At 64.1% G+C, this 25,342-nt stretch carries 13 protein-coding genes; all 13 read right to left on the reverse strand.

Annotated elements, in window-relative coordinates:
- Positions 1-53: 53 nt before the first annotated feature.
- Positions 54-11,237: a filamentous hemagglutinin family protein gene (locus KF712_02045; protein ID MBX3739746.1), complete on the reverse strand. Its 11,184-nt coding sequence runs from the start codon at positions 11,235-11,237 to the stop codon at positions 54-56.
- The gene (locus KF712_02050) at positions 11,234-12,073 is read right to left on the reverse strand and encodes a peptidylprolyl isomerase (protein ID MBX3739747.1); all 840 of its coding nucleotides are present in this window, start codon (positions 12,071-12,073) and stop codon (positions 11,234-11,236) included. Before KF712_02050 ends, KF712_02045 begins: the two co-directional genes overlap by 4 nt.
- 10 nt (positions 12,074-12,083) lie before the next feature.
- Positions 12,084-12,719, reverse strand: a complete 636-nt coding sequence (locus tag KF712_02055) for a hypothetical protein (GenBank protein MBX3739748.1) — start codon at positions 12,717-12,719, stop codon at positions 12,084-12,086.
- A gap of 5 nt (positions 12,720-12,724) precedes the next feature.
- Complete coding sequence (locus KF712_02060; GenBank protein ID MBX3739749.1) at positions 12,725-14,569, reverse strand: putative porin; 1,845 nt, start codon at positions 14,567-14,569, stop codon at positions 12,725-12,727.
- Between the two features lie 22 nt (positions 14,570-14,591).
- Positions 14,592-15,275 carry a hypothetical protein gene (locus KF712_02065; GenBank protein ID MBX3739750.1) on the reverse strand — a complete coding sequence of 228 codons (684 nt, stop codon included), beginning with the start codon at positions 15,273-15,275 and terminating at the stop codon, positions 14,592-14,594.
- A gap of 21 nt (positions 15,276-15,296) precedes the next feature.
- Positions 15,297-15,698 carry a biopolymer transporter ExbD gene (locus KF712_02070; GenBank protein MBX3739751.1) on the reverse strand — a complete coding sequence of 134 codons (402 nt, stop codon included), beginning with the start codon at positions 15,696-15,698 and terminating at the stop codon, positions 15,297-15,299.
- 36 nt (positions 15,699-15,734) lie between these two features.
- Positions 15,735-17,570, reverse strand: a complete 1,836-nt coding sequence (locus KF712_02075; GenBank protein ID MBX3739752.1) for a DUF2341 domain-containing protein — start codon at positions 17,568-17,570, stop codon at positions 15,735-15,737.
- Between the two features lie 21 nt (positions 17,571-17,591).
- Positions 17,592-19,190 (reverse strand): ShlB/FhaC/HecB family hemolysin secretion/activation protein, encoded by a 1,599-nt coding sequence (locus KF712_02080; GenBank protein ID MBX3739753.1) that lies wholly within the window; start codon positions 19,188-19,190, stop codon positions 17,592-17,594.
- Positions 19,187-19,867: a hypothetical protein gene (locus KF712_02085; GenBank protein MBX3739754.1), complete on the reverse strand. Its 681-nt coding sequence runs from the start codon at positions 19,865-19,867 to the stop codon at positions 19,187-19,189. Before KF712_02085 ends, KF712_02080 begins: the two co-directional genes overlap by 4 nt.
- Before the next feature lie 100 nt (positions 19,868-19,967).
- The gene (locus KF712_02090; GenBank protein MBX3739755.1) at positions 19,968-21,452 is read right to left on the reverse strand and encodes a hypothetical protein; all 1,485 of its coding nucleotides are present in this window, start codon (positions 21,450-21,452) and stop codon (positions 19,968-19,970) included.
- Between the two features lie 32 nt (positions 21,453-21,484).
- Complete coding sequence (locus tag KF712_02095; GenBank protein ID MBX3739756.1) at positions 21,485-22,348, reverse strand: PEP-CTERM sorting domain-containing protein; 864 nt, start codon at positions 22,346-22,348, stop codon at positions 21,485-21,487.
- A gap of 131 nt (positions 22,349-22,479) precedes the next feature.
- Complete coding sequence (locus KF712_02100) at positions 22,480-23,580, reverse strand: hypothetical protein (GenBank protein MBX3739757.1); 1,101 nt, start codon at positions 23,578-23,580, stop codon at positions 22,480-22,482.
- Between the two features lie 336 nt (positions 23,581-23,916).
- Positions 23,917-25,311: an FAD/NAD(P)-binding protein gene (locus KF712_02105; GenBank protein MBX3739758.1), complete on the reverse strand. Its 1,395-nt coding sequence runs from the start codon at positions 25,309-25,311 to the stop codon at positions 23,917-23,919.
- Between the last annotated feature and the right edge of the window lie 31 nt (positions 25,312-25,342).

A 25,342-nucleotide genomic window follows, 5' to 3' on the forward strand; every position in this document is an offset into this window, starting at 1 on the left:
TCCTTCTAGTGGATGTTGGGGAATGGGGTATTGGGCGTGGGAAGTGGCGGTCATCATTGGGAGGTATCCTTTTCCCCGGCGGGTTGGTCACCGGCTTCGTTCGCTTCCTCCGCCTCGCGTTTGCGGCGCTTCTCGTCCTCGTCGTCCTCATCATCGTAGTTGCCGCCGTAGCCGATGATCTCGACACTGATGTCGGTGCCGATCTCTTCGGTGCTGATTGGCTCAGGGATGGTTTCCTGTGGAAGCTGGCTGTCAGTGGCGGCTGGCGGGGCTGGAGGAGTGGTGGCGGTGGTCAGCCCGCCCATGGAGGTGCTGACGGAGACGACGGCTGGCGTTCCCGTGGAGGTGCCGCCGGTGGAGATGTTGCCCGCATTGAGCACCTGGCTGGCGGAGATGTTCAGGTTGCCCGCGGAGCGGATGCCCGCGTCGCCCGCATCGACGAAGCCGTTCGGCGCGATGAGATCGACGTTACCCGGTTCCACCCCTGCGACGGTGGCGAGCACGCCAATGCCGCCGCCCGTCGCCAGACCGGCGAGGTCCGTCTGCACGGCCGCGGACTGCGGGTCGATGATCACGCGCGTTGGCGGGGCGGAGAGCACCGTCTTCGAGGAGGAGCCGGCGGCGATGTTGCCGTCGGACGACCAGATGATCTCGTTGCCGCCACGGAGCGTGAAGATCCGGCCGATGCCGATGGAGATATCATCCTGCGCGAAGATGGAGATGTTCCCGCCGCTGGCGGTGATGATGCCGGGAGGTGAGAGCGTGTTGCCCAGCGTGGAGTTGGCCATGGTGAGGCCGCCGCCAGGGCTGAGGATGTTGATGTTCCCGCCACTGGCGGTGCGGATGTCCCGGGCGCGGGTGAGGATGTCACCCGGGGCGCGTGTCTCATCTTCCGCCAAGTCACCGAACAAGGTGTCGATCGCGGCGTAAGCGGTGTCGTAGTTACCGGTTTCCGCATAGTTGCGCCCGGCGTCCCGCAGGATGAGCGAGAATACCTCGATGGCTTTCACCGCCTGTTGCTCGGGACTGAGGGCGGAGAAGTCCAGATCCGGATCGATTTCCTTGAGATACTCCGCACCTTCGGGCGTGCTGACGAACCGGTCGATGAACCGTCCGAGAGCGAGCGAAGAAGTGGACAGCGAGGACGGCGTGGTGATGCCCGCCGCGACGAGAAGATCCGCGCCTTGGGCGGAAAGATAAGGATTCCGCACGTTGCCGATGCTGGTGATGCCGGCACCGGTGCCATCGGCATTGTTGCCGCCGGTCCCGAGGTCGATGTTGCGGCCCGCGATGACCTGGAGGCTTCCCGGTCCGGAAATCTGGATGTCGCCCGCAGCGGGAACGCTGGTGTTGTTGAGGAGATTTCCCGTCCGTGTCGCTTCCACGCGGAGCAGGGAGTTCGCCTTGTTGGGCAGGATGTCACGGCCTGCCGAGACGATCGAGGTGTCTCCGGGCCTCACATTCTGGAGGTAGAGGGAGAGATCCTGCAGATCCAGCCCGGCATGGACGACGGCCGCCTTCGGCGAGTAAAGCGTGAGGCCGGAGATGTCGCCTTTGTTGGCGTAGAGGCGCACCGGTTCCGGATCATTCCGGTGGAGGATGCCCGCCGCGTGGAGCGTCTGCTTGGTTTCGAGAACCTGGCCGAGGGTGGCGCCGGATTCACGGAACAGGCGGTTGACGAACTCCAGGAAAGAAGGGGTCGCTGTGCTGGTGGTCGATGCCGCGTTCGTGGTACCTACGAGCGTTTGGTAGGCGAAGGGGGTGGTGATGCCGGGGATGGCCGCCGGATCGGCGTCGGAGACGTTGATGACCGATGATCCCCAGGTGGTTTCACGGAGGCTGCCGGTCACGGTGACGCCGTTGGGCTGGAGGGCGTTGATCGAGCCGTCGGCGAGGATCTCCAGCGTGCCCGTCGGGGACGGTGCCAGGGTGATGTTGCCGACGATGTTCACGTCTCCGCTCAGGGCATTGGCATAAAGGCTCGCCGGGAAGATGCCGGTGAAGATGGAGAACGGGGTGACGTTCGTCTCAGCGAGCCGTAGCCATGGCTTTGATCCCGCGGCGGAACCGCTGTTGGTGAGGCTCAGTTTGTTCTCAAGCCAGGATTGCAGCAGCGGTCCTGCTCCGCCGGAACCTGACTGCGTTGCGGCGGTGCGGATGGTCACGTCACCACCGTAGGAAGTGATATCGACGGAGTTCGCCACATCGTAGGTGGAGAAGTAGGTCTTGTACCAGATGGAGTTTCCGAAGCCCTGCGGGAGGTGGAACACGTTGGCGACCGGCCCGATGAGGAGATCCCCGTTGGCGGAGACATCGAAGCTGCCTTTACCGAGGAAAAGGGTGGTGGGCAACTGGGTGTAGGATGAGGAAAGGCCCGCGGTGATGCTGTTCTGGGTGAGAACGGAGCGGGTGGCGTTGGTGAGGATCTGGTTACCTGCGGAAAGGGAGCCCTTGCCACGCTCGACGTAATAGATACCGCCGTCGATGTTGTTTCCGGCGGTCACCGTGACGTCACCACCGCCAAGCTCGACGAGTTTGGACGCGTCCGGGATGCCCTTTGGCATACGGCCGTTGGTGGCTGCCACCGCATCGACGTTGGAGACGTTGTTTCCGGCCACCAGGGTGACATCGCCACCGCCGAGGGTGCCGACGCCCTGGAAGAAGTTGCTGAAATCAACCCACCAGCCGGTGGAAATGTTTTCGGTGGGGACGTGGCGGCTGCCGACACCGAACTGGCCCGTGACCGGGTTGACGAAGCCTTTGCGGTAGAGCCAGTTGACCGGGAGCTGGAACTGGGAGTCCGCGACGAGCTGGCCCTGCGTGTTGCGGGTGAGGCGCTCGATGTTGCCGCCAGCCTCCAGCCGGACATGGCCGCCTGCCATGCTGAATAGCGCCGGGTAGGCCTGCTGGACCGCGCCGAGAAGCGAAGAAAGGCCCACGCTCTGGTTGCTGGCGCTGATGTTGGGAAGATCGAACGTGCCATCCAGCGTCGCATTCGTGACCCGGGTGCCTGCGCTGTAGATCGCGGCCAGTTGGTTCATGAGGCGGATGTCACGCCCGGCGTTGATGTCGATGTCACCGCTGCCGGTCCTGACGACCTGGTAGTGGGTGGGGATGATGGACTGCGTCCTGATGTCGGAACTGCCGGTGGCGGTGTTGGTTCCTGTCTTGCCGAGGATGAGGGAACCGGCATCCGCTCCGAGGGAGGAGAGGGCCAGGGTTTCGCGGTAGTCGGACGCGGACAGGTCGGAACCGGCGCTGAAACGGTAGCTCCACGACTGGTTGTTCACCGGCAGCAATCCGCTCGCGGTGGTCAGACGGGCTTCCCAGAGTGGCTGGCCGGACGGAGCGGCCGCGAAGGGGGTGAAGCCGTCGCTGATGGAGTTGTGGAGGACGATGTTGCCCGCAGCCCGCAGTGTGAGGATGCCGGCGGCACCCTTCGCACCGAAGCGGAAAGTCGAGAGATCCCAGTCGCTGGTGGTGGTCGTGGAGGTGCTGCCGAGCGTCAGGTCTCCGGTGCGGTTGATGATCTCCGCTCCGGGGGTGAGGACGAAGACGGATGCGAGATCCGGATTCCCGGCGAGCAGACGCGACATCATCGCGCTGTAGTTCGCGCTGGTGGTGCCTGCCGCGCCGAGGAATGAAATGCCGTGGGCCTTGATGTCATTCTGTGTGCCGGTGGTGATGAGACCGCCGGAAGAGGTGAGATCATAGATGCGGTAGCCTTCGGCGACGATGCTGGAGGCACCGATGATGCTGCTGTTGATCGGATCGATCCTCAGATCGTTGAAGCCGCTGGTCTGTGGCGCACGGAGGTGGAGCTTGCCGCTGAATTTTCCGTTGTAGGCGCTCGTGCCGATTGTGGTCGCGTTGCCTTCGACCTTGGAGGCGACCGAAAGGTCGATGGTGGCCCCGGTGACCAGACGGAGGGTGCCGTCACCGGCGACACCGTTCGCCTGTGATCCAGCCTCAAGCGTGACCTGCCCGCCCTTTCCGGCGCTGCTGAAGGTTTGGCCCGCGACGGTGATCTTCGAACCGTTGTCCAGCAGAAGGTCCCGATGTGCGGAGAGATGGATATTTCCGCCCGTGGTGCCGGACGCATCGATCGTTCCGGTGACGGTGATGGAGCCTTGGTCCGCGGAGAGCCTGAAGTCACGGGCGAGAACGTTGCCGTCGATGGTCACGTCCCCGTTGCGGATGCGGATGGTCTGGCCCTGCACCAGATCCGCCGCGGTGAGCAGGTCCGCCAATCCCGAGAGGCTGGCGAGGGAAGAGGTGTCGAGTTGGAAGGAGCCATGGTTCCCGCCATTGCCACCGCGTGCGCGGATGGCACCTCCGGAGATGAAGCTGCCGGTGGGATTGGAGATGGAAAGGGTGCCCGCATCCCCGCCGCCGGTTGGCGCGGAGAGATCCAGTCTTCCCGTTTCGGTGACGATGACATCACCCGTCGCTGACGAGAGGGTGATCTTGCCTGCATCGGTGTATTTGGTCTTGTTGCCGAAGGCGACACTGGTGCCGGAGACATTGAGATCCCCGCTCACCGTGACGTCGCCCGTGAGGGCGCGGATGGCGAGCGAACCGCTGGGGAGGAAGATGGAACTGTCCGCGGTGACCGTGGTTCCGGAAAGGGTGAGGCTGGAACCCAGCCCCGCGGCGAGAAGGTCCGCCGAACCTCCGGTGGAGGCCAGCGACAGCACGCCGCCGGAGGTGATGGTGCGGTTGGCACCGGCCCCTCCGGTGAGGCGGGGGGTGAGGAGGTTCAGATCGCCCTGCGATTTCAATCCACCGGTTCCAGTTCCGGTGATGCCGCGCGAAGCCTGCAACGTCACGTCCGCATAGCGGTTGATGGCGGACTCGCCGCTTCCGAGCGTGATGGTCTGCGCTTCGAGGATCAACGAGCCGGATGCCGTCGAGACCGGCCCGGCGCTGGCGTTGGAAAGGTTGGAGAGCGAAAGGTTCCGGGCGACGAGCCGGGCTGATCCCTCGCCGTGGTTGATGCCGCGGATTTCACCCGCACTGAGCGTCAGGTTCTCCAGGGCGGTGCCGCCGATGCTGCCGGTGCCGTAGAGATCGATCGAGGAATAGCTGACCAACGACAGCGACTTTGCATTCTGGAAAGCGAGGAGCGCATTGTCATCCAGGACCAGTCCCGGTGTGCCGGAGAGCGTTCCCGGGTTGTCCAGCAGCAGGCTGATGCGCTGGCTGGCGAAGGAATAGTCGGATGCCGTGAGGACGGCGGACTGCGACAGGGAAAGTCCGGAGGAGGAATCCAGGGTGATGCTGCCGGCACGGATGGACACGTTGTCCCCGACCGTCAGGAGCGGTGAGGTGGTGGTCGTCACACCGGTGCGGATGGTGCCCGCTTTCCCGGAGGCGGCGCGGACGAGGGTTCCGTTGCCGGACAGGAGCAGCGTTTCCGGTGTGGTGACGTCGCCGGTGGAGGCGATGGCGGAGCCGTCCGCGAGGGTGATGCCGTTGTTGGCGACAAGGATGATGTCACCCGCGGTGAGCGTGGAACCCGCGTTGTCCACGGTGATGTTGCCACTGGTCACCGTGACGGTGGTGCCGGTGGTGGTACGGGTGCGGAGTCCGCCGATCAGCAGGCTTTCCGCGCCGAAGGCGGCGAGTGCGTCGGAATCGAGGGTGATCGTGCCGGGAACGGTGCCGGTTCCGGAACCGATGTGGGTATCGAGAACCGTGCTGATGTCGATCGCGGCACCGCGGCCGTCCGCTGAGAGCGAAACGACGGAGCCTTTGAGATCCAGCGACTGGGATGCCTGGAAGAGCAGATACCCCGCATCCTTCGGCAGGTAGGGGCTGGGGATGTTGAGTTCCGCCGCGCGTTGCGGGAAGAAGGTGTTGGCGGAGTGGAGCTGATACAGCGCGCGGGCGCGGATGACTTCCTGGCTGGCGATCTCGAGCCGGGAGGGGAGGGTGGGGATTTCCCGCTCCGTGTTGAGGCTGCTGTAGCGGTAGCCGGAGACGATGCTGGACCGGTCAGGCAGCTCGATGGTGTTGAGGCCCCGGGCGGAGGACGGCGTCACAAGCACGGCTCCCGGGATGAGCGCGTAGCGCGCGGGGAGCAGGGTGTAGTAACCGGCGGGCAGGCTGGAACTTGCTGAAAGATAGATGCGGTCCCCGGCCTTGAGCGCGGAGTTGTTGTAGCCGGGGCCCTCGATCAGGTTCTGGTCGGACGCGGACGGATTGTAGTCCAGCACCGGAGCGTAGTCGAATTGGTAGTCCCGGATGACGGCGAAGGCACCCGACGAGGCGAGGATGTCGGTGATGCCACCGAGACCGGCGATGAAGCGGTCCGCGTAGAGATCACCGCCGCCGGTGAGGTCGATGGTGGAACCTTCCGCGGTGATGATGTTGCGGGCGGAAAGGGAGATGGACTTTTCGGGCGGGCCTGAGGCGGTGATGTCGATGCCGCGGGGATCGATCCAGTTTTCCCCGTCCGTGGTGATGCCGTAGGGAAGGAGGAGTGCCTTGCCGGTGGTGGGATCGACTGCGGATACGGACGTGACACTGCCCGAACCGAGGGTGAGCGAGGTGGTGACGGGGAAGGCTTTCAGGTTGCCCGCGATGAGATCAACGGGAGCCGTTCCGGTGCCATCCCACCCAAGGTGGATGGAGCCGAACGGGGCGCGGAGCGTTCCGGACTGGTTGATGACGGAGGCGTAGATGCCGAGCGTGCCACCGGCGGAGTAAGGGAGTGGCCTGTTTCCGGAGGCCTGGATGTTGATGGTGCCTTGGCCGGCCGGGGAATCATAGGCGATGAACGACAGTGAGGTGGCGGAAACGGGATACACCTGCCCGGCTCGGAGGTCGATGTTCCCGGTCACATGGACGGTGCCATTTCCACGAATGTCGCCACCGTCGGCAGCGAGGAGAAGGTGCCCGGTGTTCTGGAGCGAGAGGGAGCCGATGTCGATGAGCTTCGCCTGGATGCGCAGATCCCCGGAACCATAGGTGGGTGCGAAGGGAGTGGCGTAGGGGCTGGTGACCTCCGCAGGCAGGGTGGGTGGGGTGAAGTCCCTGCCGATGATGATGTGGGAGGCGCTGAGATTGACCTGGGCGTTGGAGTGGATGAACCCGTCACCGCCCAACCGGATGCTGCCGCGGGCGTTGATGTCCACCGGACCGCTGAAGGAGGTCACACCTCCCAGTTGCAGGGAGTCGAAGCCTCCGTTGTGGAAGGTGTCCGCGGTGAAACGTCCGCCGCTGCCGATGTTGGTGCCGATGGCTCCGGTGGAGTCAGGCAGGGACGGGGAGATCAGGGAGCCGGACTGCGTGACGGTGAGCCGGACGGTGGTCGGGGGGATTTCCCCGCCGGGCGTGGTGAATACGTCGGATGAAACCGTGAGGGTCCCGCCCAGCGCGGTGGAGCCACCCGCGTGCGCCAGCAGGGTCGCATCGGAAGCGAGGAGCTGTCCGCCGCGGAGGGTGATGTGCCCTCCGTTGCTGTCGATGACGACGGGGTTGGAAGGCAGTTGCGCGTAGCCCGACTGCGACCAGCCGAGGCTGATGGATGGGGAAAGATCGTACAGTGTCTCCAGGTCCAGCGAGTCGGAGGTTCCGGACACGTCCAGGACCGCGCCCTCCGCCGCGGCGATGTTGCCACCGACGGTGATGTTCCCGCCGTCCAGCACGCGGCCGGTGCGGCGGTCCAGAGGATCGGGCAGGAGGACGGTGGCACCGGCGGCGGAGATGATGGCCTTCGAACCGATGTAAGTCGTGATGAGTGGCTGGGATGGATCTCCGAGCGCGGCGGCGGTGTTGGCGTTTCCGGCGATGTTGATGTTGCCACCCGGGGCGATGAGCGAACCGAGGATGGCGACGGTGTTGCCCGTTACGCTGATCGCGCCACCGGCTTCCGTGCGGATGACGGAGTTCTCGCTGACGACGACATCACCGGTGTTCGCTCCCACTCCCGGGGCGGTGAGGTTGATGGTCGCCGCAGGCCGGACACCCGGCAGGTTTTCGAATACCTCCAGCGAGAAGGAGAGATCTCCCGGCGGGCCTTTGACCAAGGAAAGCGATTTGACGATGGGAGCAACCACCGTATCCGCTGCCACGAGCAGGGCCGGGTTGGATCCGGTGCCAGCGATGCCCGTCACGGTGAACGTGCCGAATCCTCCTTCGTTGAAAAACTCGGGCTGCAGAAGCAGGGTTTCCGGCGTGGTGCTGGTGCCGCCGATCTGCACCGCCTGGCCCTGGATGGTGAGGGAACCTGCCTTCGCACCGGAGTAGCCGCGAAGGGAGGCACCGAGATTCAGCGTGCCGCCGAGCACGCCGCGCTGGTTGTCGCTGATGTCCTGTCCGGTGCGGATGGTGATCTGCCCGGCGTTGCCGAACTTCCCGGTGCCGCCGGAACCCATCGCGTAGCCGCCGGAGACGTCGATGACCGATCCTCCCGCAAGGTCGGCGGAGTAGGCGCGGATGCTGATGCTGCCGCCATTGGGAAGAGCAGGAACCGATGGGGAAATCCGTGCATCGCTGATGAGGCCTGCCGTCGAGAGAAACGCATCCGAACCCAGGGTGAAAGTACCGAGACCGGGATTCACCGGCAGCAGCGTGCCATCCGTGATCAGGGAGCTGCGGTAGGGGGAGATGTTATGGACGTTGAACGAAAGAGATCCACCCGCCGCGGTGATACCGCCCTGGACGTCGATGTTGGAGGAAGTGAGCGTGAGGGAACCCCGCGGGCCGAGATTCAGGTGGGTGCCTGCGGCGACAAGGATGTCCCCTTCAGGATTGGAGATGTTGAAGGATCCGAATCCCGATTCCGAAATGAACTTCTGTGAGAGATGGACGGTGGAAGATCGTTCGCCCGGGAGTGCCTCCGGATTTCCTGAGGAATCGGTAGAGAATGCGGGAACCGGAGTCTGGTCGGTCTCCTCGCCGAAGATGATGGAAGGTGGCGTGGGGTAGTGGACGAATGGCGCGTTGTTGACGAGCGTCTGGCCTTGGAAAAGGAGCGAAAGGCTGGCGGCGGGCGGGAGGTTGCTGGAGACCGGGGAGTTGTTGATCTGGGTTTCCCCGGCGATGGTGCGGCCGATGAGCGCTCCATCGATGGCCATGGAGGGGGCGGTGATGGTCAGCTTTCCACCGGCGGAACCCTGCGTGTAGCTCTGCTGGTAGCGGGATGTGCCCGGGATGACGCCGGTGCCGAAACTCTCAGTGACACCCCATGCCTTGTGAGTGACGGTCACCCGTGAGCCGAAGATCCCGGTGTAGACCTCGCCCGGAAGGGCATCCGCGATGTCGACCAACCGGTTGCCGCTGATGAGCTGCGTGGTTTCCACATAGCCTCCGGCAAAGTTCGTCCAGCCTCCGGACACGTCGATGGCGGAGCCGTCCTGGATGACGACCGAACTGCCTGCGGAAAGATTCAGGGTGCCGCCCGCGGTGGTGAGTTGTCCGACATTCCGCTGGACCAGTCCGACATATCCCGTGAGGTCGGCGAGAGGTGTTCCCACCCAGAAGCGTCCCTCGTATTCGCCGCTCCGGCCGAGATCGACGGTGATGGTCTGGCCACGGAGTTCCCCATCCCGTTGGAGAGGGGCGACCGCGAGTTCGGACCCACGTAGCTCCAGGGTGATGAGATTCTGGGTGACGGAGGCCGTGGCATCCACCGTTCCGGCAAGGTTGATGAGGGATCCCTCATCGAGATAAACCTGCCCGTTCGTCGTCACGAACGACGAGGAAGGCTGGGTGCCGGAGGGGATGTAGTTCCACTCCCCTGCGAGGACGTTGGCGATGGCGTTCGGAGCCAGTATGGTGGCGTCTTTTCCAAGATGGACCGTCTTGCCCTGGAGATTGATCTGGGAGCGGAGCGCGAGTTCCGTGCCGATGACGGTCTCCTCCTTGTCGGTTTCCGGCAGGATGCGGGTGACGCTGTTTTCGCCGAGGGTCACGGAACCGGCGGCTCGGAAAAGGAATGGGCTGCCCGGGGTAGGGCTGGACGCATCATAAGCCGGGTTGGATGCGGCATTGTAGTTCGCGAGCAGATCGATCCTGCCGTTGAGGGAGACGGAGGTGGAGGAATCGATGATGCCGTTCTGGACGACGGATTTCCCGGTGATGATGGTGGACGCGCGGGCGATTTCGATGAGGCCGTTGTTCGTGGCGCTGCCAGCGTAAGGGGAAAGGGCGGAGGCAGGATCGGTCACGGCGCCGACATAGACATCCAGTCCACGGAGCGACGGGTCCGTGCTGGCATGAGCGGCGACGCCCACCTGGAGGCCCGCCGCGAGGATGACCTGCCCGTTGGGGGAGGTGAGGGTGCCGTTGTTGGTGACATTCGCCCCCACCAGTGCAATGCGGCCGCCATTGCCATCCGCGGAGACGGGTGTGGAAATGCGCGCCCCTGCCTGCACGGTGACGTCACCGAGCTTTCCGGAGTAGCCCAGTCCGTTGAAAAGGAACTCCTGTGATGGATTGTTCAGCAGGCCCCGCGCCACCAGGTTGTCATTGATGGGCAGGGAGGAGGCCGTGAGGTTGTTGACGTTGATCTGTGACGAGCCGCCGAAGATGATGCCGTTGGGGTTGATGATGTACACCTGCCCCTCCGCCTTGATCTGGCCGAGGATCTGGGTTGGGTTCGCACTCGGGTCGTTGATCTTGTTGAAGGCGATCCATTGGGATGCGGCGGAACCTCCGGCGGACTGGTCGAAGCTGAGGGTGGTGTCCTTTCCGACGTTGAAAGTCTGCCAGGTGAGGAGTGCCTGCTGGGCGGTCTGGCGGACGGTGACGGTGGAGAGTCCGTTTTCGATGGCCTGCGTGGGAAGCTCCGCTCCCTGCCAGGTGGTGGCTCCCGGAGTGGCTCCGGTGATGGGCTGGAGGCCGCCGGGGGTCAGCCCGTTGGGAACGTCGGGGAGGGTCTGCGAGGGATTGGCAGGGTTCGGTCCTGCGTTGTTCCCTGCCGCCGCTGCTGCGCGCGCCGCGTCCTGGAGCGCTTTCGCCGCGCCAACGGCTTCGCGCGTGCGGGAAAGTGCCTGGAGGGCGCTGTCACGGGCCGCGTCACTGGCGGTCGGAGTGGCACCCCCGGCCGGAGCCGTGGGCTGTGGGTTGGACGGGGTGGAACCGGCGGCTCCCGGCGCTCCTCCGAAGATGGCCGCATCCGCGATGCCCGCTCCGGAAATGAAGATCGCGAATCCCGCGACGACCGGCACACCATAGCGGATGGTGCCGGAAAGGAAGGGGAAGCGGTAAAAGTGGCGCTTGGGCTTCATGGCGCGGAGAGAATCCTGGAGAGTTCGATTTCGTTGATGGCCAACGGATGATCCTTGATGAGTTTCGCGATGAACGCGCTGCGGAGCTGGCGTGCCCGGTCCGCCCGCAGGCGGACGATGAGCTGGGGCTTGACCTGCTCCAGGGTCGCGGTGGCGGGTTCGCGTGTTTCCACCCGCTTCACGATGTGCCAGCCGTCGCCGAGTTTGACCGGCGCGGAGATCCCGCCGTCCTTGAGCTGGGGAAGGAGATCGCGGATGCCCTGCTGGATCTGGTCTTCGTTCAACCAGCCGATCTCGCCGCCGTTGGCCGCGCTGGCTTTCTCCTCGCTGCGGGTACTGGCGATGATCTGGAAGTCGGCTCCCTTCGCGGACGCTTCCTTGTGGGCCGTGCGGATGGTGGCCTCTTCCTTGGTGTAGATCTGCGCGAGACGGTAGGCGCGCGGGAGGAGGAGCGATGGCTTCGCCGCTTCATAGGCTTCCTCGATTTCCTGCGCGGAGGGATACTCCGTGGGCGGGGTGGAGTTCGCCTGGAGAAACGCTTCGGAAAGCGCGGACTCCCGGGCGCGGACCAGCCGTGAGATCACGGCGGGATCCTTGTCGAAGGCCTTCTCCTCCGCCTGTTGGATGACCAACCGCTGGATAAGCAGCGCCCGCACATATTGGCTGATGGCGGCCGGGTCCTTCGCCAGCGGGGCATCGCCTGAGGATTCCAGTCCGGCGATGGCTTCGCGTGCCTCGGCGGTGGTCAGCTCGATGGCTCCGATCTTCCCCAGAACGTCATCCGCCCGCAGGGGGAGGAGCACGGAGAACACGGCGGCAAACAGATGAAGCTTCATGGGAGAAATCTCAAGGTTTCGCACTGATGCGGTTATCCAGGACGCGGTCCTTGTATCCCTCAACCAGAGTCTCGACTTTCACCCGCGTGTTCCGTGTGAACGGTTCCCTTGCGAGAATGGCTTTGCCCAACGCGTGGTTCTCGTAGCGTTCGAGTATTTCCAGCGCGGTGTTGAAAAGAGCGAGGTTCTTCCGCTCACGGTCAGCCACCACCAATTTAAGCGAGGCCGCCTCCGCCGCAAGGCGGTTCTTTTCGGATTCGTTGGACTGTGCGGCGGCAACCGCCTGCTGGAGGGAGGCCTTCCACTTTGCGATGGCGTCCGTATATTCGGCCACGCGCTTTTCGCGCTCCGCCACCTTGTTGTTCAGGGTGGAGATGGTTTTCTCACTGGCGCGGCGGTCTTCCTCCGCCCGCTTCGCCTCCTCGGCGGCTTTGGCATTGGCATCGGAGAGGCGTTTCTCCAGATCCTTCGACTTCGCTTCGGCGGCGTTGGTGATGGCCTGTGCATTCGCGAGATCCGCCTGGGCGGTTCTCAGTTGCACGGCGGTGGTGCGGAGCGCTTCGCGCAGTTTCGCATTCTCGGCGGCCGGGTCCTGGGCGGAAGCGAGGGTGGGGACGAGCAGGAGTGGGAGAAGGAATCGTTTCATGAAACTCAGAAGCGTGCGTTGATGTCGAACTGGAGGGTGTCCGTGGAGAGTGGCGGACCGTCGATCTCATCGGCGCTCATCCAGCGTGCTCCGATGCGGACGTTCGGGCTGAGGGCATAGGCACCGCCAAGGGTGAAGCCCTTGAGGTTGGTGCCGCCGCCGCCGAAGTCGGAATCGGTGAAGCCATCGAGGACGGCGTCGCTCTCCACGTAGCGGTAGCCGAGGGAGGCGACCCAATCGCCTTTCTTGTCCATCGCGGGTTTCCCGGCTTGGAGAGAGATGTTCCACGCGAGATCCCCGCCCTCGAAATCATCCGGTGAGTTGAGGAGCGTGCGTCCCGGACGTCCGCTGCTGAAGGCACGGTCGGCCACGTCGGACTCATCGAAACCGAGGTTCTTCGTGATTTCCCCGAGGAGGGAGAATTTCACGTTCTCATAGCCGTCGTAATCGAGGCGGCTGGTCAGCGTCAGGTTGCGGAACTCGGAAGCGAGTCCGTAGTATTGCCACTGGTTGTCGTTGCCGAAGTTGTTCGCCGCGGTGGGCGGGATGTCGCGCAGCGGCATGCGGGTGTTTCCGCGCTGTCCGCCGATGATGCGGGTGTTGTCGGTGTCGCCTTCGTCAGAGGAGGAAAGCGGGACGAACGGGGTGGACAGCTTGCCGGTGACGTTCTTGAAGTCGTAGTAGGAGATCGCCGTCTTGAGCTTCCAGTCGTCGTTGATCTTCCAGTCGATGCCGACTTGGGCACCATAGAGCCAGCGGTCGTTGGAGTCGAACTTCTGCGGCTGGTTGGAGGAGAAGTTGAAGTCCGTGTTGTAGACCGGGAAGATACCGCCGGAGAAGAAGGTGGAGAGCTTGCCGTCGATGAGGTTCACCCGGCCACGCGCGGCCAGACCGTCGAAGCCGAGGTCGTCATCCCACTGGATCTCCGAGGAGAAGAACGGGTTGTCGAAACGGCCGATGAGGAAGGTCAGTTCCTCGCCGTCGCCGTTGCGCGGGCCCATGTCCCAGGAGAGGAAGGCACGGTCCAGCCAGATGGCATATTTCGAGAAATTGCCCGATCCGGCACCGAGCGTCTGGTTCGGTGAAACGGGGGAGTTGTTCTCACCTGTGGCGAGGCGGATGCCCGCGTCGAATCCATCGCCGAGCATGATCTCGGCACCGGCGCGGAGGCGGATCCGGGCCCGGTCGCGGTCCTGGTCGACGTTGTAGAGCGGCGGGAAGTTCCGTGCCGAATTTCCGGCGTTGTATGGGGAGCCGGAGTTGATGGCGTTGTAGTTGGTGAAGGGCGCGCCGAGGATGGGGTCGATGGCGAGGTTCCGGTCACCGAAGCTGATCTCCTCATAGCGCCCGCGGAAGTCACCGAAGAGGCGGAACTTCTCCGTCCACTCCGGGATCTGACGGGTGCCCCAGTCCTCCTCACGGGCCTGTGCCATGAGTTCCTGCCGGATCTGGTCGCGCATCTGGTTCTTCACCGTCTCCGGGATATAGGCGACACGGGTCTCCTGACCCTGCGGTGCGCCGGTGATGGGATCGAGCGGCTGGGGTGCCGCCGCCGCTGCCGCCGCCTGGGCGTTGGCTGCATCCTGCTCCGCCTGGGCGATGAGGACCTGGGCTTCTTCCGCGCTGAGGATGCCCTTCTGGACCAGCCGTGAGATCAGGTTGACCGTCACATTCGTGGAGGGCGTGGCCGCGGACTGGACGGGACCGGGAGCAGGTGCCTCGGGAAGTGGAATGGCATCGGCCGGGACATCAGGTGGGAGGATTTCCGCCGGCTCCTGTGCATGGAGGGTGGCGGCCGTTCCCACGAGGGATGCGACGATGGCGAGCGGATGACGGATGGGCATGGACATGGAATGGACGGTGGAAATCAGATCAACGGCCGGTGATGCGGATCACGATGGGTGATGGCATGTCAGCGGGTTGCGGTTGGTAGATGAGGCCCGGGAGGATCTCGTTGGAGATGGCGGAATCGATGGACGGGGTGCGGGTGGAATCGAGCAGCTTCGCCCGCTGGATGCGGCCGGTGGAGTCCAGCCAGAGGGCGGTGCGGGTGCCGGAAAACTTCGCGTTGCGGGTGGCGGGGTGGCGCTTGAGGGCTTCCTCGATGGTCCGGGAAAGGCCGGCGTTGTAGCGGCCCCACTTGCTTCCGTTGCTGCCGATCATTTTCTGACCGCCGCTGCCGAAGTTACCGCGACCGCTGCCTTGCTTCAGGCCGAAGTCGTTGCCGGTTCCTCCGGAGAGATTGGTGGTGAGTTCAGCCGGTGGTTCCTCGGGAGATGGAGCCTCTTCGGGAGGGGCTTCCTCCACGACGGGTTCGGCCTCAACCATCTTCTGCTCCTCCGGTGGCGGTGGCTCGCTCTGCGGTGGTGGCGGAGGAGGAAGCGGCGGTGGCGGAGGAGGCAGGGTGATGCTGACGATGGTGGATTTCGCAGGCTTCCTCGCTGGCTTGCCGGAACCCTCGATGAAAAACGAGCCGACACCACCTGCCAGCACGATGGCGAGCAGGATGCCGATGAAGAGGCGGTGGCGGCTGGGTTTCGGGGTGAGTCCGGACATGGCAAACGGAGGGTTCGGGGGTTACTTGGGGGCCTGAGTGGCCAGTCCGATCTTCTCGACGCCCACACGGCCGAGCACGTCGAGCACATCCATCACGCCCTGGTATTGCGATGCCCGGTCACCACGCACCACCACCGGGAAGTCCGGTGTGGAGGTCTTCAGCGCGGACAGCTTCGTCTCCAGCTCCGACAGTGTGACCGGGATGGTGTTGAGGAAAATCTTCCCCTCCGGATTGATGGTGATCGCCTGTGTCTTCGGCGCACTGATGTCCGCCGCTGCCTTTCCGCCCGCGCGCGGCAGGTCCACCTTCATGCCCTGCACTCCGGCGGTGGTCATGATGATGAAAATCAGCAGCAGCACGAGGTAGAGGTCCACCATCGGCGTGACGTTGATGTCGTCGTATTTTTCTTCAGCGGAGGCCATGGAGGGTCACGGTGAGGGAGTTGTTCGGTCCGGCGTTCAAGGCTTGCTTTCCGGGGCCGCGCGTTCGGCCGGGGCGTAGGGGGAGACTTCCCCGGCGGGCGGGTAGTATTCCGCCATCTTGGCGATGAACTCATCGATGAAGACCTGGATCTCCGCGGTGGTGTTCTTGATCCGGGAGTTGAGGTAGGAGTAGATGAACAGCGCGGGGATTGCGACGACCAGACCGGCCACCGTCGCCAGCAGCGCGGAAGCGATGCCCGGTGCGATGGAGTTCACATCGACCTCACCGGACTTAGCGATGATGGCGAAGGTGATCATGACGCCGACCACGGTGCCGAGCAGCCCGACATACGGGCCGCCGGCGATGGAGATGGTCAGATAGACCAGTCCGTTGGTCAGCTTGTGGGTGACGCGAACCAGCCCGGCGTCGAGGGCGGCGCGGATGGCCTGGATCGAGCGTCCGGAAAGTCCCTGGGTGCGGTTCTTGTCGCGGGCCAGGCGGTGGCGGATTTCCTCCGATCCGATGTGGTAGATCTCATAGAGCGGGGACTTCTCGACGAGTGCGAGCGTTGCGGGAGCGGTGCTGCCACCGAGGGTGCGGATGCTCGCCTCATCGGTGTGGTCGAGCGCGGTGAGGTCGGAGGAAAGGTTCTTCCACTGGCTGAGGAACTCCGCGGTGCCCTTCTGGATGGAGTTGAGGTAGGCGAACTTCCTGAAAGCGACGGTCCATCCGACGATGATCATGATGACGCAGACGCCGATGGCGATCCATCCGTCGAACATCATGTTTTTGGCGATGTCACCGAAGAGCATGACGTGTTCCAGCGCGGCGCTGTGGCCACCGGTGGTTTCACCGCCCTCCAGCGCACCCGGCGCGAGCAACCGCTGCGCGGCATCCGTCGCTCCCTGGTTGACGAAGGCGAGGCGGAGCTGGTTTTCCGACAGGGCCTTGCGGTGGATCTGGAGTTCGTCCAGTTCACCGATGAAGGCATCGCCCGTGGCGGCGTGGCCGATGGCGAGCGGTTCTTCGCTGGCGGGAAGGGTGGCTTCCAGGGTGGCGGACGGCTGGCCGTCGAGATGCAGGACCAGCTTTCCGCCTGAGGAAACAAGCGCGAGGTGGTGCCAGGAACCGGCCGTCACGGGAGCGGTGCCGGAGGCCTTCTGGCCGGACAGGGAGATGGCGGGCGTGCCGTTCTCCAGCAGGACGGCAAGTGGTCCACGGGAGAGCAGCGCGGCGGATGGCTGGAGGGAGCCTGCCTTGAACCAGAACGATGCGGTGAGATCCTGTCCGCCGGTCCAGTCGAGCGAAGCGGAGCCTGCGATGGTCACCGGGGCGGGTGAGGGCAGGCGCAGGCCGCGGCCGATCAGCGAACCCTCGGCGAGGGTGGCCTGGACGGTCGCGTTGTTGCCGTTGGTGGTGGAGTCGGCGGGAGATGGCTCGGAGAAATGGAGCACCAGGCTGCTGGATTCGTCATGGACTTTCGTCTTGTCGGGAGCGGCCTGCGCGGGGTCACCGCCATAGTAGAGATGGAAGGTGGATTTCTCCGAAGCGGGGAGATCCTGCACGCGCACCCAGACGAATGCCTCGTTGAGCAGGCCATCCCATTTCTCGATCTGGTGGGGCAGCACCGTCTTTCCGTCCGGGCTGACGAAGCGCAGGTCAGCGCCGTTTTCCGCCGCATTGGAGAACTGGAAGTTGCCATCGTGGAGGCGGACCAGGAGCGTTGCGGGGCCACCTTCGCCGGAGGCCACGGACGGATCGAAGGTGATGGGCTGGCGGTTGCTCCAGGCATCATTCCACCAAGGTGCGGAGTCCGCGCCGAGGACAGGAAGCGAGAGAAGCAGTGAGAGGATGAACGTGCGGTGGATCATGGGGTATGCGAAAGGAAAAGGTCAGAAGTCCGCCCAGCCGCGGAAGGAGAGGAACGGGTCGAGTGCGTCCGTCCGGTCGCCGTCGAGGAACGGGATGGAAAGGTCGAGCGAGCCGTGGAGATGGCCCGCATACTTGAAGCGGGTGCCAATGCCACCACTGAGGAAGGTGGTGGTGGCGTCCTGGCCCGGGAGGGCTTCGTAGATGCCGAGAACCCCGCCTTCGAGGAAGGTGTGGAAGCGCCACTCGTTGTCGCGGCGGCCGTTCTCATCCTCCGCTCCGATCAGGGACGGGGTGCGGTATTCGAAGGTGGCGAAAATCCCGTTGTCTCCCAGCGATTCGGATTCCAGGTAGCCGCGGGCATTGCCCAGTCCGCCGCCGCTGAACTGCTCGCTGTTGATCAGCGGGCCGCTGGCGAGCTGGCCCTGGAGCTTTCCGTAAAGCTGTGAGCCGTCCGCTAGGTCGCGCGTGTGGGAAAGGTCACCGCGGAGGTGAAAGAAATTCCCCCGTGCCTTGAAACGTCTGTCGTCAAAGGTACTCTCGTCGCTGCCGTATCCCCTGAGGCCGAGGGTCCCGGTGAGGTTGAATTCGGTGAAATTCCTGCCGTCCACCCAGGTGGAGGCGTAGCTGGCGGAAAGCGGGAAATACTCGATGGGGGCCTGAAGCCATGCCCCTCCGGCCGCGTCGAGGTAGGTGGCCTGTTCGAGATTCTTCCAGTCCAGTCCGAAGGTCAGGTTGTGGAAGTGACCCGTTTCCGAAGGGAGATCCACGATCGCGCGCAGGCCGATGATTTCGCCCGCGCCGATGACGCTCGTCGCGCCGCCGAGGGTGGACACGTTGCTGTCCTGCTTCGTCCCCTGCAGCATCAGGCTGAGGCCGTCATTGATACGGGAAAGGTAGTAGCCGGAGAAAACCAGCGATTCGTCCGGATTCTCCGGCGCGACCTGGAAACTGGTGCCGATGGTGTGGCCGAGCTGGAAGAGATTGCCGTAGCTCAGGGAGCCGTTGAGGCGCAGGCGGGTGGTGTCCGCGCTGTAGCGGTTGTTCAGCTCGATGGAGCCGTGGAGCGGGAGCTTGTCCTCGACCTCCAGGTCGATGTCAACGGTGCCCGGCTCCGTTCCGGGACGCAGCTTCGGGATGACGCGGCGGTCCGCCAGACGGTTGAGCGCGACGATCTCCTTCTGCGCTTCGTCCAGGTTCGGCACGCCGCCCTCCGCCAGGGACGGGGCGGCCTGCTTGATGCGGCTGGGCAGGAACCACTTCGCTCCCTTCACCCGCAGACGACCGACGGTGCCCTCCACCACCTGCAGACGGATCACGCCGTAGCGGGGATCCTGCTGGGGGATCTGCACGGAGACGGTCTGGTAGCCCTTCGCACGGAAGGCGGCCTCCAGCGCCAGGCGGGCTTTCTCGACGTCATCCGTGGTGCGGGCCGGACCCAGATAGGGATAGACGATCTCGCCGATCTCGGTGTCGCTGAGTTTGGTGGAGCCGGCGACGCGGTATTCCTTGATATAGAAAATGGGTGCCTCCTGCGCCTTGAGCGACGTGGACGACGAAGCGAGGATCGCCAGCAGCGGCGCGAGCCGGAGACGGCGGCGGATGTAAGGAGAGGGGATCATCGGACTAGGCTGGCTTCCTGGAGAGCGGCTCTCTGGACGCGGTCAAAGGCTTCCCATCCCCACTTCGTGCGGAACAGTTCCTCTTCGGGAGAGAAGCCCAACCGGGGATCGGAGGGATGGGCGGATGATGACCGGGAGGTCTCCGTGAGCTGGATGTGGAGGATGGGACCGGCGGGGGATGGTTCGCTGGCGGTCACTTCGATCAGTTGCCCGTGGGCGATGAAATGGTTCCCTGCATCCGCCGGGTTCGCGGGGACCGGGGCGACAGCAGCGGAAGGGAGGACGGCCGGAGAGGAGGAGGGGCCGGAGGAGTCGCGGAGGAAGGAAGCGCGTGAAGATGCGGCCCGCCGGATCTCCTGATGATCGGAGGAATCCTCCGCCGGAGGGTGGATCGGTGTTTTCCCGTGGGAAAGATCACGGCGACCGGAAAGCGAGTGGCGGGGGCTAGGAGCGGGAGTTTGTCCCGGAGTGCGCACGCCATGTGCGGATGCGGTCGGGGCATGGCCGGATGCCATGGATGACGCCGTCGGGGAGGAGCGCGGCCTTTCCTCTGCCGCAGCGGAAAGGGAAGGAAAGGATGCGGGCTGTGGCCGCAGGAAGAGATCCCATGCCAGCATGGCCGCTGGGATCAGCAACAGCGTGGCGGTCGCCACGGGAAGGGAAATCCTGAATGTCATGAGACGTATCGGGAAACGGATGGGAGAGGGTGATGGGCACCCCCGGAACCGGAGTTCCGGAGGTGCGGTGGGTCATGCGGCTTTCGCCGGTCAGGAAGGCTCAGCGTGGGGTGATGAGGGCACCGTCCGCAGCGCGGGAGACCTTGAAGGTCGCGTCGTGGAACAGTCCGCCCGGAACTGTGCCGGCCACGGTGTCACGGATGTAGTCCCGCAGCGCGAAGGAGAAGGACTTCGCGGTGGCGGTGGAGGTCCAGTTCTCATCCTTCGGACGGAGGAAGCGGTTGTAGAGCCATGCGGTGTAGAGTCCGTTCTTCACGTTGGCGTTGGTCAGCGGCACCCCGTTGTAGGACAGGGCGACGCCCTGGCTGCCGTTCGGGATGTTGCCCGCATCCTGATCGGCTTCGTTGAGATCCAGGACGCGCTGGCGGGCGTCTCCCGGAGTCAGGTAGCCGATGTAGTAGGCCGTGGTTGCCTGCGGGTAGAGATAGGCGGTCTGCTCCGTCTCCTCGTTGAAGTAAGGTCCCTTGGCTGCCGCTTCGGAGATGGTGACCGTCAGGAACGGCGCGAGCGTCGCGCCTCCGTCAAAGCCGCCCGAACCCAGCGGGGTGAAGATGTTGCTGATGGTTTCCGCAGGCCATGGACGATGGGTCTGGACGGTTCCGCCATACTGGTAGGGGACGCCCGCACCGGCATTGGCCGGGGTGAAGCCGGTGAGTCCGACGAGGCCGGGCTCCCAGTCCGGATGGTTCGTCGCGAGCGCACGCGGATCCCAGTGCTTGACCGTGCCGCTCGTCCCGATTCCGACTTCGGTGTTGGTTCCGAAACGCTGTCCGGCGTCGGTGTTCCGGCCGATGGCATAGACGGCGTTCGTCGCATCAGGACCGTCCCAGTTGCCCGTGAACAGCGCGAGAGGCGCGTGGCCGACGCGGTAGAGATACTGCAGTTGCTTGATCGTCACATTCGTCGCTGGGAAGCCAGGGGAGGCGTAGAATCCCAGTGGCGACACGCCGACGATTTCCTCCTCGATCTTCAGGTAGTTGACCGGAGGCGTTCCGAAAAGACCCTCGAAGGGAGAGGTGGACTGGAAGTTGGTGGAGAAGGCGAAGTCCGACTTTCCGATCTCATAGTGGGTGCCTGCCTGCGCGTTGCCCGCGATGGGGGTGACGGTGACGGCGGTGCGGTCCGGATCGTTCGCATCGCCCGGATCGACGAACGCATCACCTGGGATGAAGCGTTGGTCGATGTTGCCGGCGACGGCGGCGATGCCCGCGAGCGCTCCGGCGAAGTTGGTTTTGATGATCACCGTCTGGCCGTTCCAGGTTCCCCGCCAGATGCCGAAGTTCGATCCGGTGACGGAGGAGGGGACGCTGAAGTTCGCGACGCCCGTGGGGTTCTGGGCTGTGACGAACACGCCGGTCCCGCCATGGCCGCGGTAGGACCAGTTGGTGAGAAGCTGTCCGATGGCTTTCTGCGTGGCGTTACGGTCACCGTTGGATGCCGAGAAACGGACGACGGTCTGGGCTTGGGCGGTTGCGACCAGGCCGGCGGCGATCACTCCGAATGTTGCGAGTTTGGACGATTTCATTGTGCTGTGTTTGGAAAGTTGGGGTTGGACGATTATGCGTTGCGGCGGCGGCGGGCGATGAGGGCCAGTGACCCGCCGATGGTGATGAGCAGTGCGGAAGGCTCCGGAACGGCGGTGAACGAAAGGTTCCCCGCCTGGTCGAAGCTGAAGTAACCCGCGTTGGTGACACCGGTCGCGGAGCTGTAGCGCCACAGATCCAGTGCGGTGTGGTCACCGAAGGCCGCTTCGTAGTCCACGGTCCCGAGGGAACCACCGAAGCTCGTGGACGCCTGATGGTTGATGTAGGCGTCCTTGCCCTGGCTCTCAGCGGAAGGATCCCCCTGCTCGGTGGCGCGGGCGCTGCCTGTGCCCGCTCCATGGACATCCAGGGTGGACAGACGGCCGTTGTAGCCGTTCGTTCCGTAGAGCACGCTGTTGATGTTTCCGGCGAAGAGGTTCCGGTTGAACTGGGTGGAGTTGGCGGCGAACGCCGTCGTGGGATTCCCACCGACACGCTCCTGGGAGAGCAGAATGGTCGCGTTGGCGGAATTGTTCGTGCCGACGATGCCCCAGACCAGATCCGTGCGGTCCAGCCAGGCGGCCCCGTAGAGGCGTGTCAGGTCGGAGCCGATGTTGCCGATGTCGAGCTGGAAGGTGGACCCCGGAGTGGCTCCGGAGAAGGTTGACTGGAGGCTCGGCGGGACCTGGCTTGCCGGCGCGAACTGGTAGTAGGAACCGAGGTTCACCAGGTAGCTCGTGGTGTCGCCCTGGCCGCCGTTGGCCCGGACGGTCAGGAAGAGATCCTGCTGGGAGTAGTTCGGGGCCGGGACGACGGCCGCATTCGCCGCCATGGTGGCGATGAACGCCGCCGCCAGGACATGGTGCGCGCCGCGGGTGGTATCTGTTATGTGTTTCATCAAGTCGTTCGATGGTGGTTGACGGAGGAGAATCCTCGTGGATGGCCCGGCGCGTTGCCCGGAAAGGGGAGCGCCGGTTTTCATTCGCGATTCCTCCGGCACATCCGGTCGGACGCAGAAAGCGGGATGGATCAGGGATTGAGGGAGACTTCGATTCTGTAGAAGCCCTTGTTCTTCTCCCTGCGGACAGGATCCTGATCGGAGAATGAGAAGCTCGCGGGCGGCGTGCCATTGGTCACGTAGCGGGCGATGGTGGTCGGAGGGGCGGGGCTGGCCGCGGTGATCTCCTGCCAGCTTCCCGCGAGGAGCGTTTCGGAGTAGAACAGCTTGTAGGTGCGGTTGGCCGCAGGTTTGAACGCGAAGGCGGGATGGTTGCCGGTGAGGGTCGTGCCCTGCACCCGGAAGAAATCCGTGGGATCTGTTTTCGAAGTGCCCGCGATGTCTTCAAGGGAATCAAGGATGCCATCCCCGTCCGTATCGGCATCCACCACGGGAGGCGTTGCCGTGCTCTGGCGGGTGAAGGAAACCGTGCCGGATGAGGTGATGGTGAAGTAGCCGACACGGAGGGTGGATTCTCCGCCGACGCGATAGAGGTCCAGGACGGTGGAGTTTGGTCCGTTCGCGAAATCGCCCTCGATCTCCCAGCCGCTCTGGGGTCCGAAGTCCACGCCGGGACTCGTCTGATGGATGTAATTGGACTCAAACCCATCTGAGGAGGTGGGCGGGGGTTGGAAGGTACCCACGGCATTGTTGGCGGTCGCTGTTCTGCCGCGGTAACCACCGGTCAGCTGGAGGACCGCGTTGATGTTGCCGTTGACAAGTTCCCGAAGGTCTAGCCTGAGGGCTGGCCAGGGCGAGGTGGCGGTTGAAGTGGCTGTCCGTTCCCGGGAGGCAAACAGAAGCGGGCCGTTGCCGGCGAAGTTTGAGCCGAAGATCCCCCATCGAGCGTTCGGATTTTCACTCCAGTTGGGGCCATATTTTGCGGAAAGGTCGGCACCGATGCCGGTGACGCTGAGTGTGACGGTGGCACCTTCCGGAATATCACGGAAATAGGTGGTGTAGTTGCCCAGACGGGTGATGTAACCGTCCGGCTGGCCATCGATCCGGAAGCCGAGGAAGATATCGTTGGCAACGGGGTTCGGGACGGTCTGCGCAATGGATGTGAGGACGGATGCTGCGAGCGTCCCGAGGGAGAGCAGGATGGCTTTGGCGGAGATTGCTCCTGAATTCATGGGAGTGATCGGGGTTGGGGAAGAGATGGATGTACGTGATCCGACAGTGCCGTTCGGCATGTGTGGAAGAGACCGGAGATGCCGTGGTCGGCTTTTCCGAAAGCGGGTTGGATGCAACCCAGTGGTCTTGCGGGTTCCCTACGTAGGGTGATCCCTAAGTGCTGCTACTGTCCCCGTGTGGGGTAGAGTCGGCGCGGCGAAATCCTATAAACTAGGAGGGATTTGCCAAGAGAATTTTACTGTGTGAAAACAAAAAAACCAGCATGCTATTCGTAACATGCTGGTTTTTAGTGTTGATAGGATAAGGAAAAATATCTTACTAAACTACTAATTAAGCTAATAAATTGCTTCTTCAGCACCTACTTCGGCAAGTGGATTGACCGCTTGCGCGATCCGTTTCGCGGCGCTGGCAGCGTGCAGGCGGAGCTCGCTGATGGCGGTGGCCTCGAAATAGCGGGCGCGCAGCATGGGGCCCACGACGGACAGCCACGGGGAGGGCTTGTTGTCACGGCCCAGCGCCCGGTAGTCCGCGGATGTTTCTGCCCCCAACCGATGAGCGTCCGGTTTGATGAAACCGCGGCGGAGAAGGTTCTGGATGAGTGGATCCGCGATCACCTGGAGATCCCGCGCCGGACCGGTGGCGTCCAGCAGGTGCTGGGCCTCGATCCAGCGGGTGGGGGTGTTCCGGCTGCGTGATGCGAGCCCGAGCCGGATGGCGGTTCCGGATCTTTCGATCGAAACGATGGTGCCGCGGTGCTGGACGAGTTTCCCGGAAGCCAGCAGGGACTGGATTTTCTGATAGGTCTCCGGCGGGCATTGGTGGCGGTGGACCTCCCAGAACGGACTGATGAAACGGAGGAAGCGTGTTTTGTCCTTTGCGGACAGCTCCTTCCACAGGGAGGGGGTGGCGTCGCGGATCTCATGGAACAGGTCCCTCCAGTCCCCGCCCCGGGCTTCGTGCTCGCGGATCGCGCGGCGGAACAGGCGGACCGCACGGCGCAGGTTGGAATCCGGCAGATGGTCGAGGTCCGGGGCCAATGTGGGTGACGGCGGTGCGTATGCGCGTGGCAGCAGGCCGTTGCGGGAGACGATGTGGATGGAGGCTGCGTCACCGCGGCGGTCCAGGTCCAGCACCGCATCGATCATGGTCAGGCCGGTGCCCACGATGAGGACCGTATCACCGCTGTGGATGGAGGAGATGGCCTCACCGGAGCGTGCGGGCTTCGCATGGTCCGCCCAGAGGGAGGAGGCGAAGACGGAGCCTTGGTTGCCGGTGGCCAGCACCACGTGCGCGGCATCGATCACCGTCTGGTCCTTGAAAATCACGCGCGCGGTGGTGGGGGAGTCGCCGCGTGTCAGGTCATGGACGCGGCGTTTCTCGACCCGGAGGAGGGGATTTTTCTCCAGCTCATCCTCCAGACATCGCTTCAGGTATCCCCCATAGACATGGCGTGGCAGGAAGTCGGTCTCCTGCACGCCCTCACCCAGTTGTTGGCGGGCGTGGTCGAGGAAATGCAGCGGCTCGTTCTGGAACGCGCTCATCTTTCCCGCCGGGACGTTCAGCCATGCGGCGGCATCCGTGCTGCGGTAGGCGAGTCCCGGTCCGGCTTCGCCGGTTTCTTCTATCAGGATGACCGGTGTTTCCGGCAGACGGCGGGAGAGATGGATGGCGGTCAGCGTGCCGCTGAAGCCGCCGCCTACGACGACGATGGGAAGGGATGATTCGGACATGGGGTGGGAGAGAAGAAGTGGTGGATGTGGA

The sequence above is a fragment of the Akkermansiaceae bacterium genome, from assembly GCA_019634595.1.
Lineage (GTDB): Bacteria > Verrucomicrobiota > Verrucomicrobiia > Verrucomicrobiales > Akkermansiaceae > Luteolibacter.

Coding starts and splice junctions, on each gene's coding strand:
- KF712_02085 (MBX3739754.1), bottom strand. CDS start 19,867: ATGACATTCAGGATTTCCCTTCCCGTGGCGACCGCCACGCTGTTGCTG.
- KF712_02080 (MBX3739753.1), bottom strand. CDS start 19,190: ATGATCCCCTCTCCTTACATCCGCCGCCGTCTCCGGCTCGCGCCGCTG.
- KF712_02065 (MBX3739750.1), bottom strand. CDS start 15,275: ATGTCCGGACTCACCCCGAAACCCAGCCGCCACCGCCTCTTCATCGGC.
- KF712_02090 (MBX3739755.1), bottom strand. CDS start 21,452: ATGAAATCGTCCAAACTCGCAACATTCGGAGTGATCGCCGCCGGCCTG.
- KF712_02075 (MBX3739752.1), bottom strand. CDS start 17,570: ATGATCCACCGCACGTTCATCCTCTCACTGCTTCTCTCGCTTCCTGTC.
- KF712_02050 (MBX3739747.1), bottom strand. CDS start 12,073: ATGAAGCTTCATCTGTTTGCCGCCGTGTTCTCCGTGCTCCTCCCCCTG.
- KF712_02055 (MBX3739748.1), bottom strand. CDS start 12,719: ATGAAACGATTCCTTCTCCCACTCCTGCTCGTCCCCACCCTCGCTTCC.
- KF712_02105 (MBX3739758.1), bottom strand. CDS start 25,311: ATGTCCGAATCATCCCTTCCCATCGTCGTCGTAGGCGGCGGCTTCAGC.
- KF712_02100 (MBX3739757.1), bottom strand. CDS start 23,580: ATGAATTCAGGAGCAATCTCCGCCAAAGCCATCCTGCTCTCCCTCGGG.
- KF712_02060 (MBX3739749.1), bottom strand. CDS start 14,569: ATGTCCATGCCCATCCGTCATCCGCTCGCCATCGTCGCATCCCTCGTG.
- KF712_02070 (MBX3739751.1), bottom strand. CDS start 15,698: ATGGCCTCCGCTGAAGAAAAATACGACGACATCAACGTCACGCCGATG.
- KF712_02045 (MBX3739746.1), bottom strand. CDS start 11,237: ATGAAGCCCAAGCGCCACTTTTACCGCTTCCCCTTCCTTTCCGGCACC.
- KF712_02095 (MBX3739756.1), bottom strand. CDS start 22,348: ATGAAACACATAACAGATACCACCCGCGGCGCGCACCATGTCCTGGCG.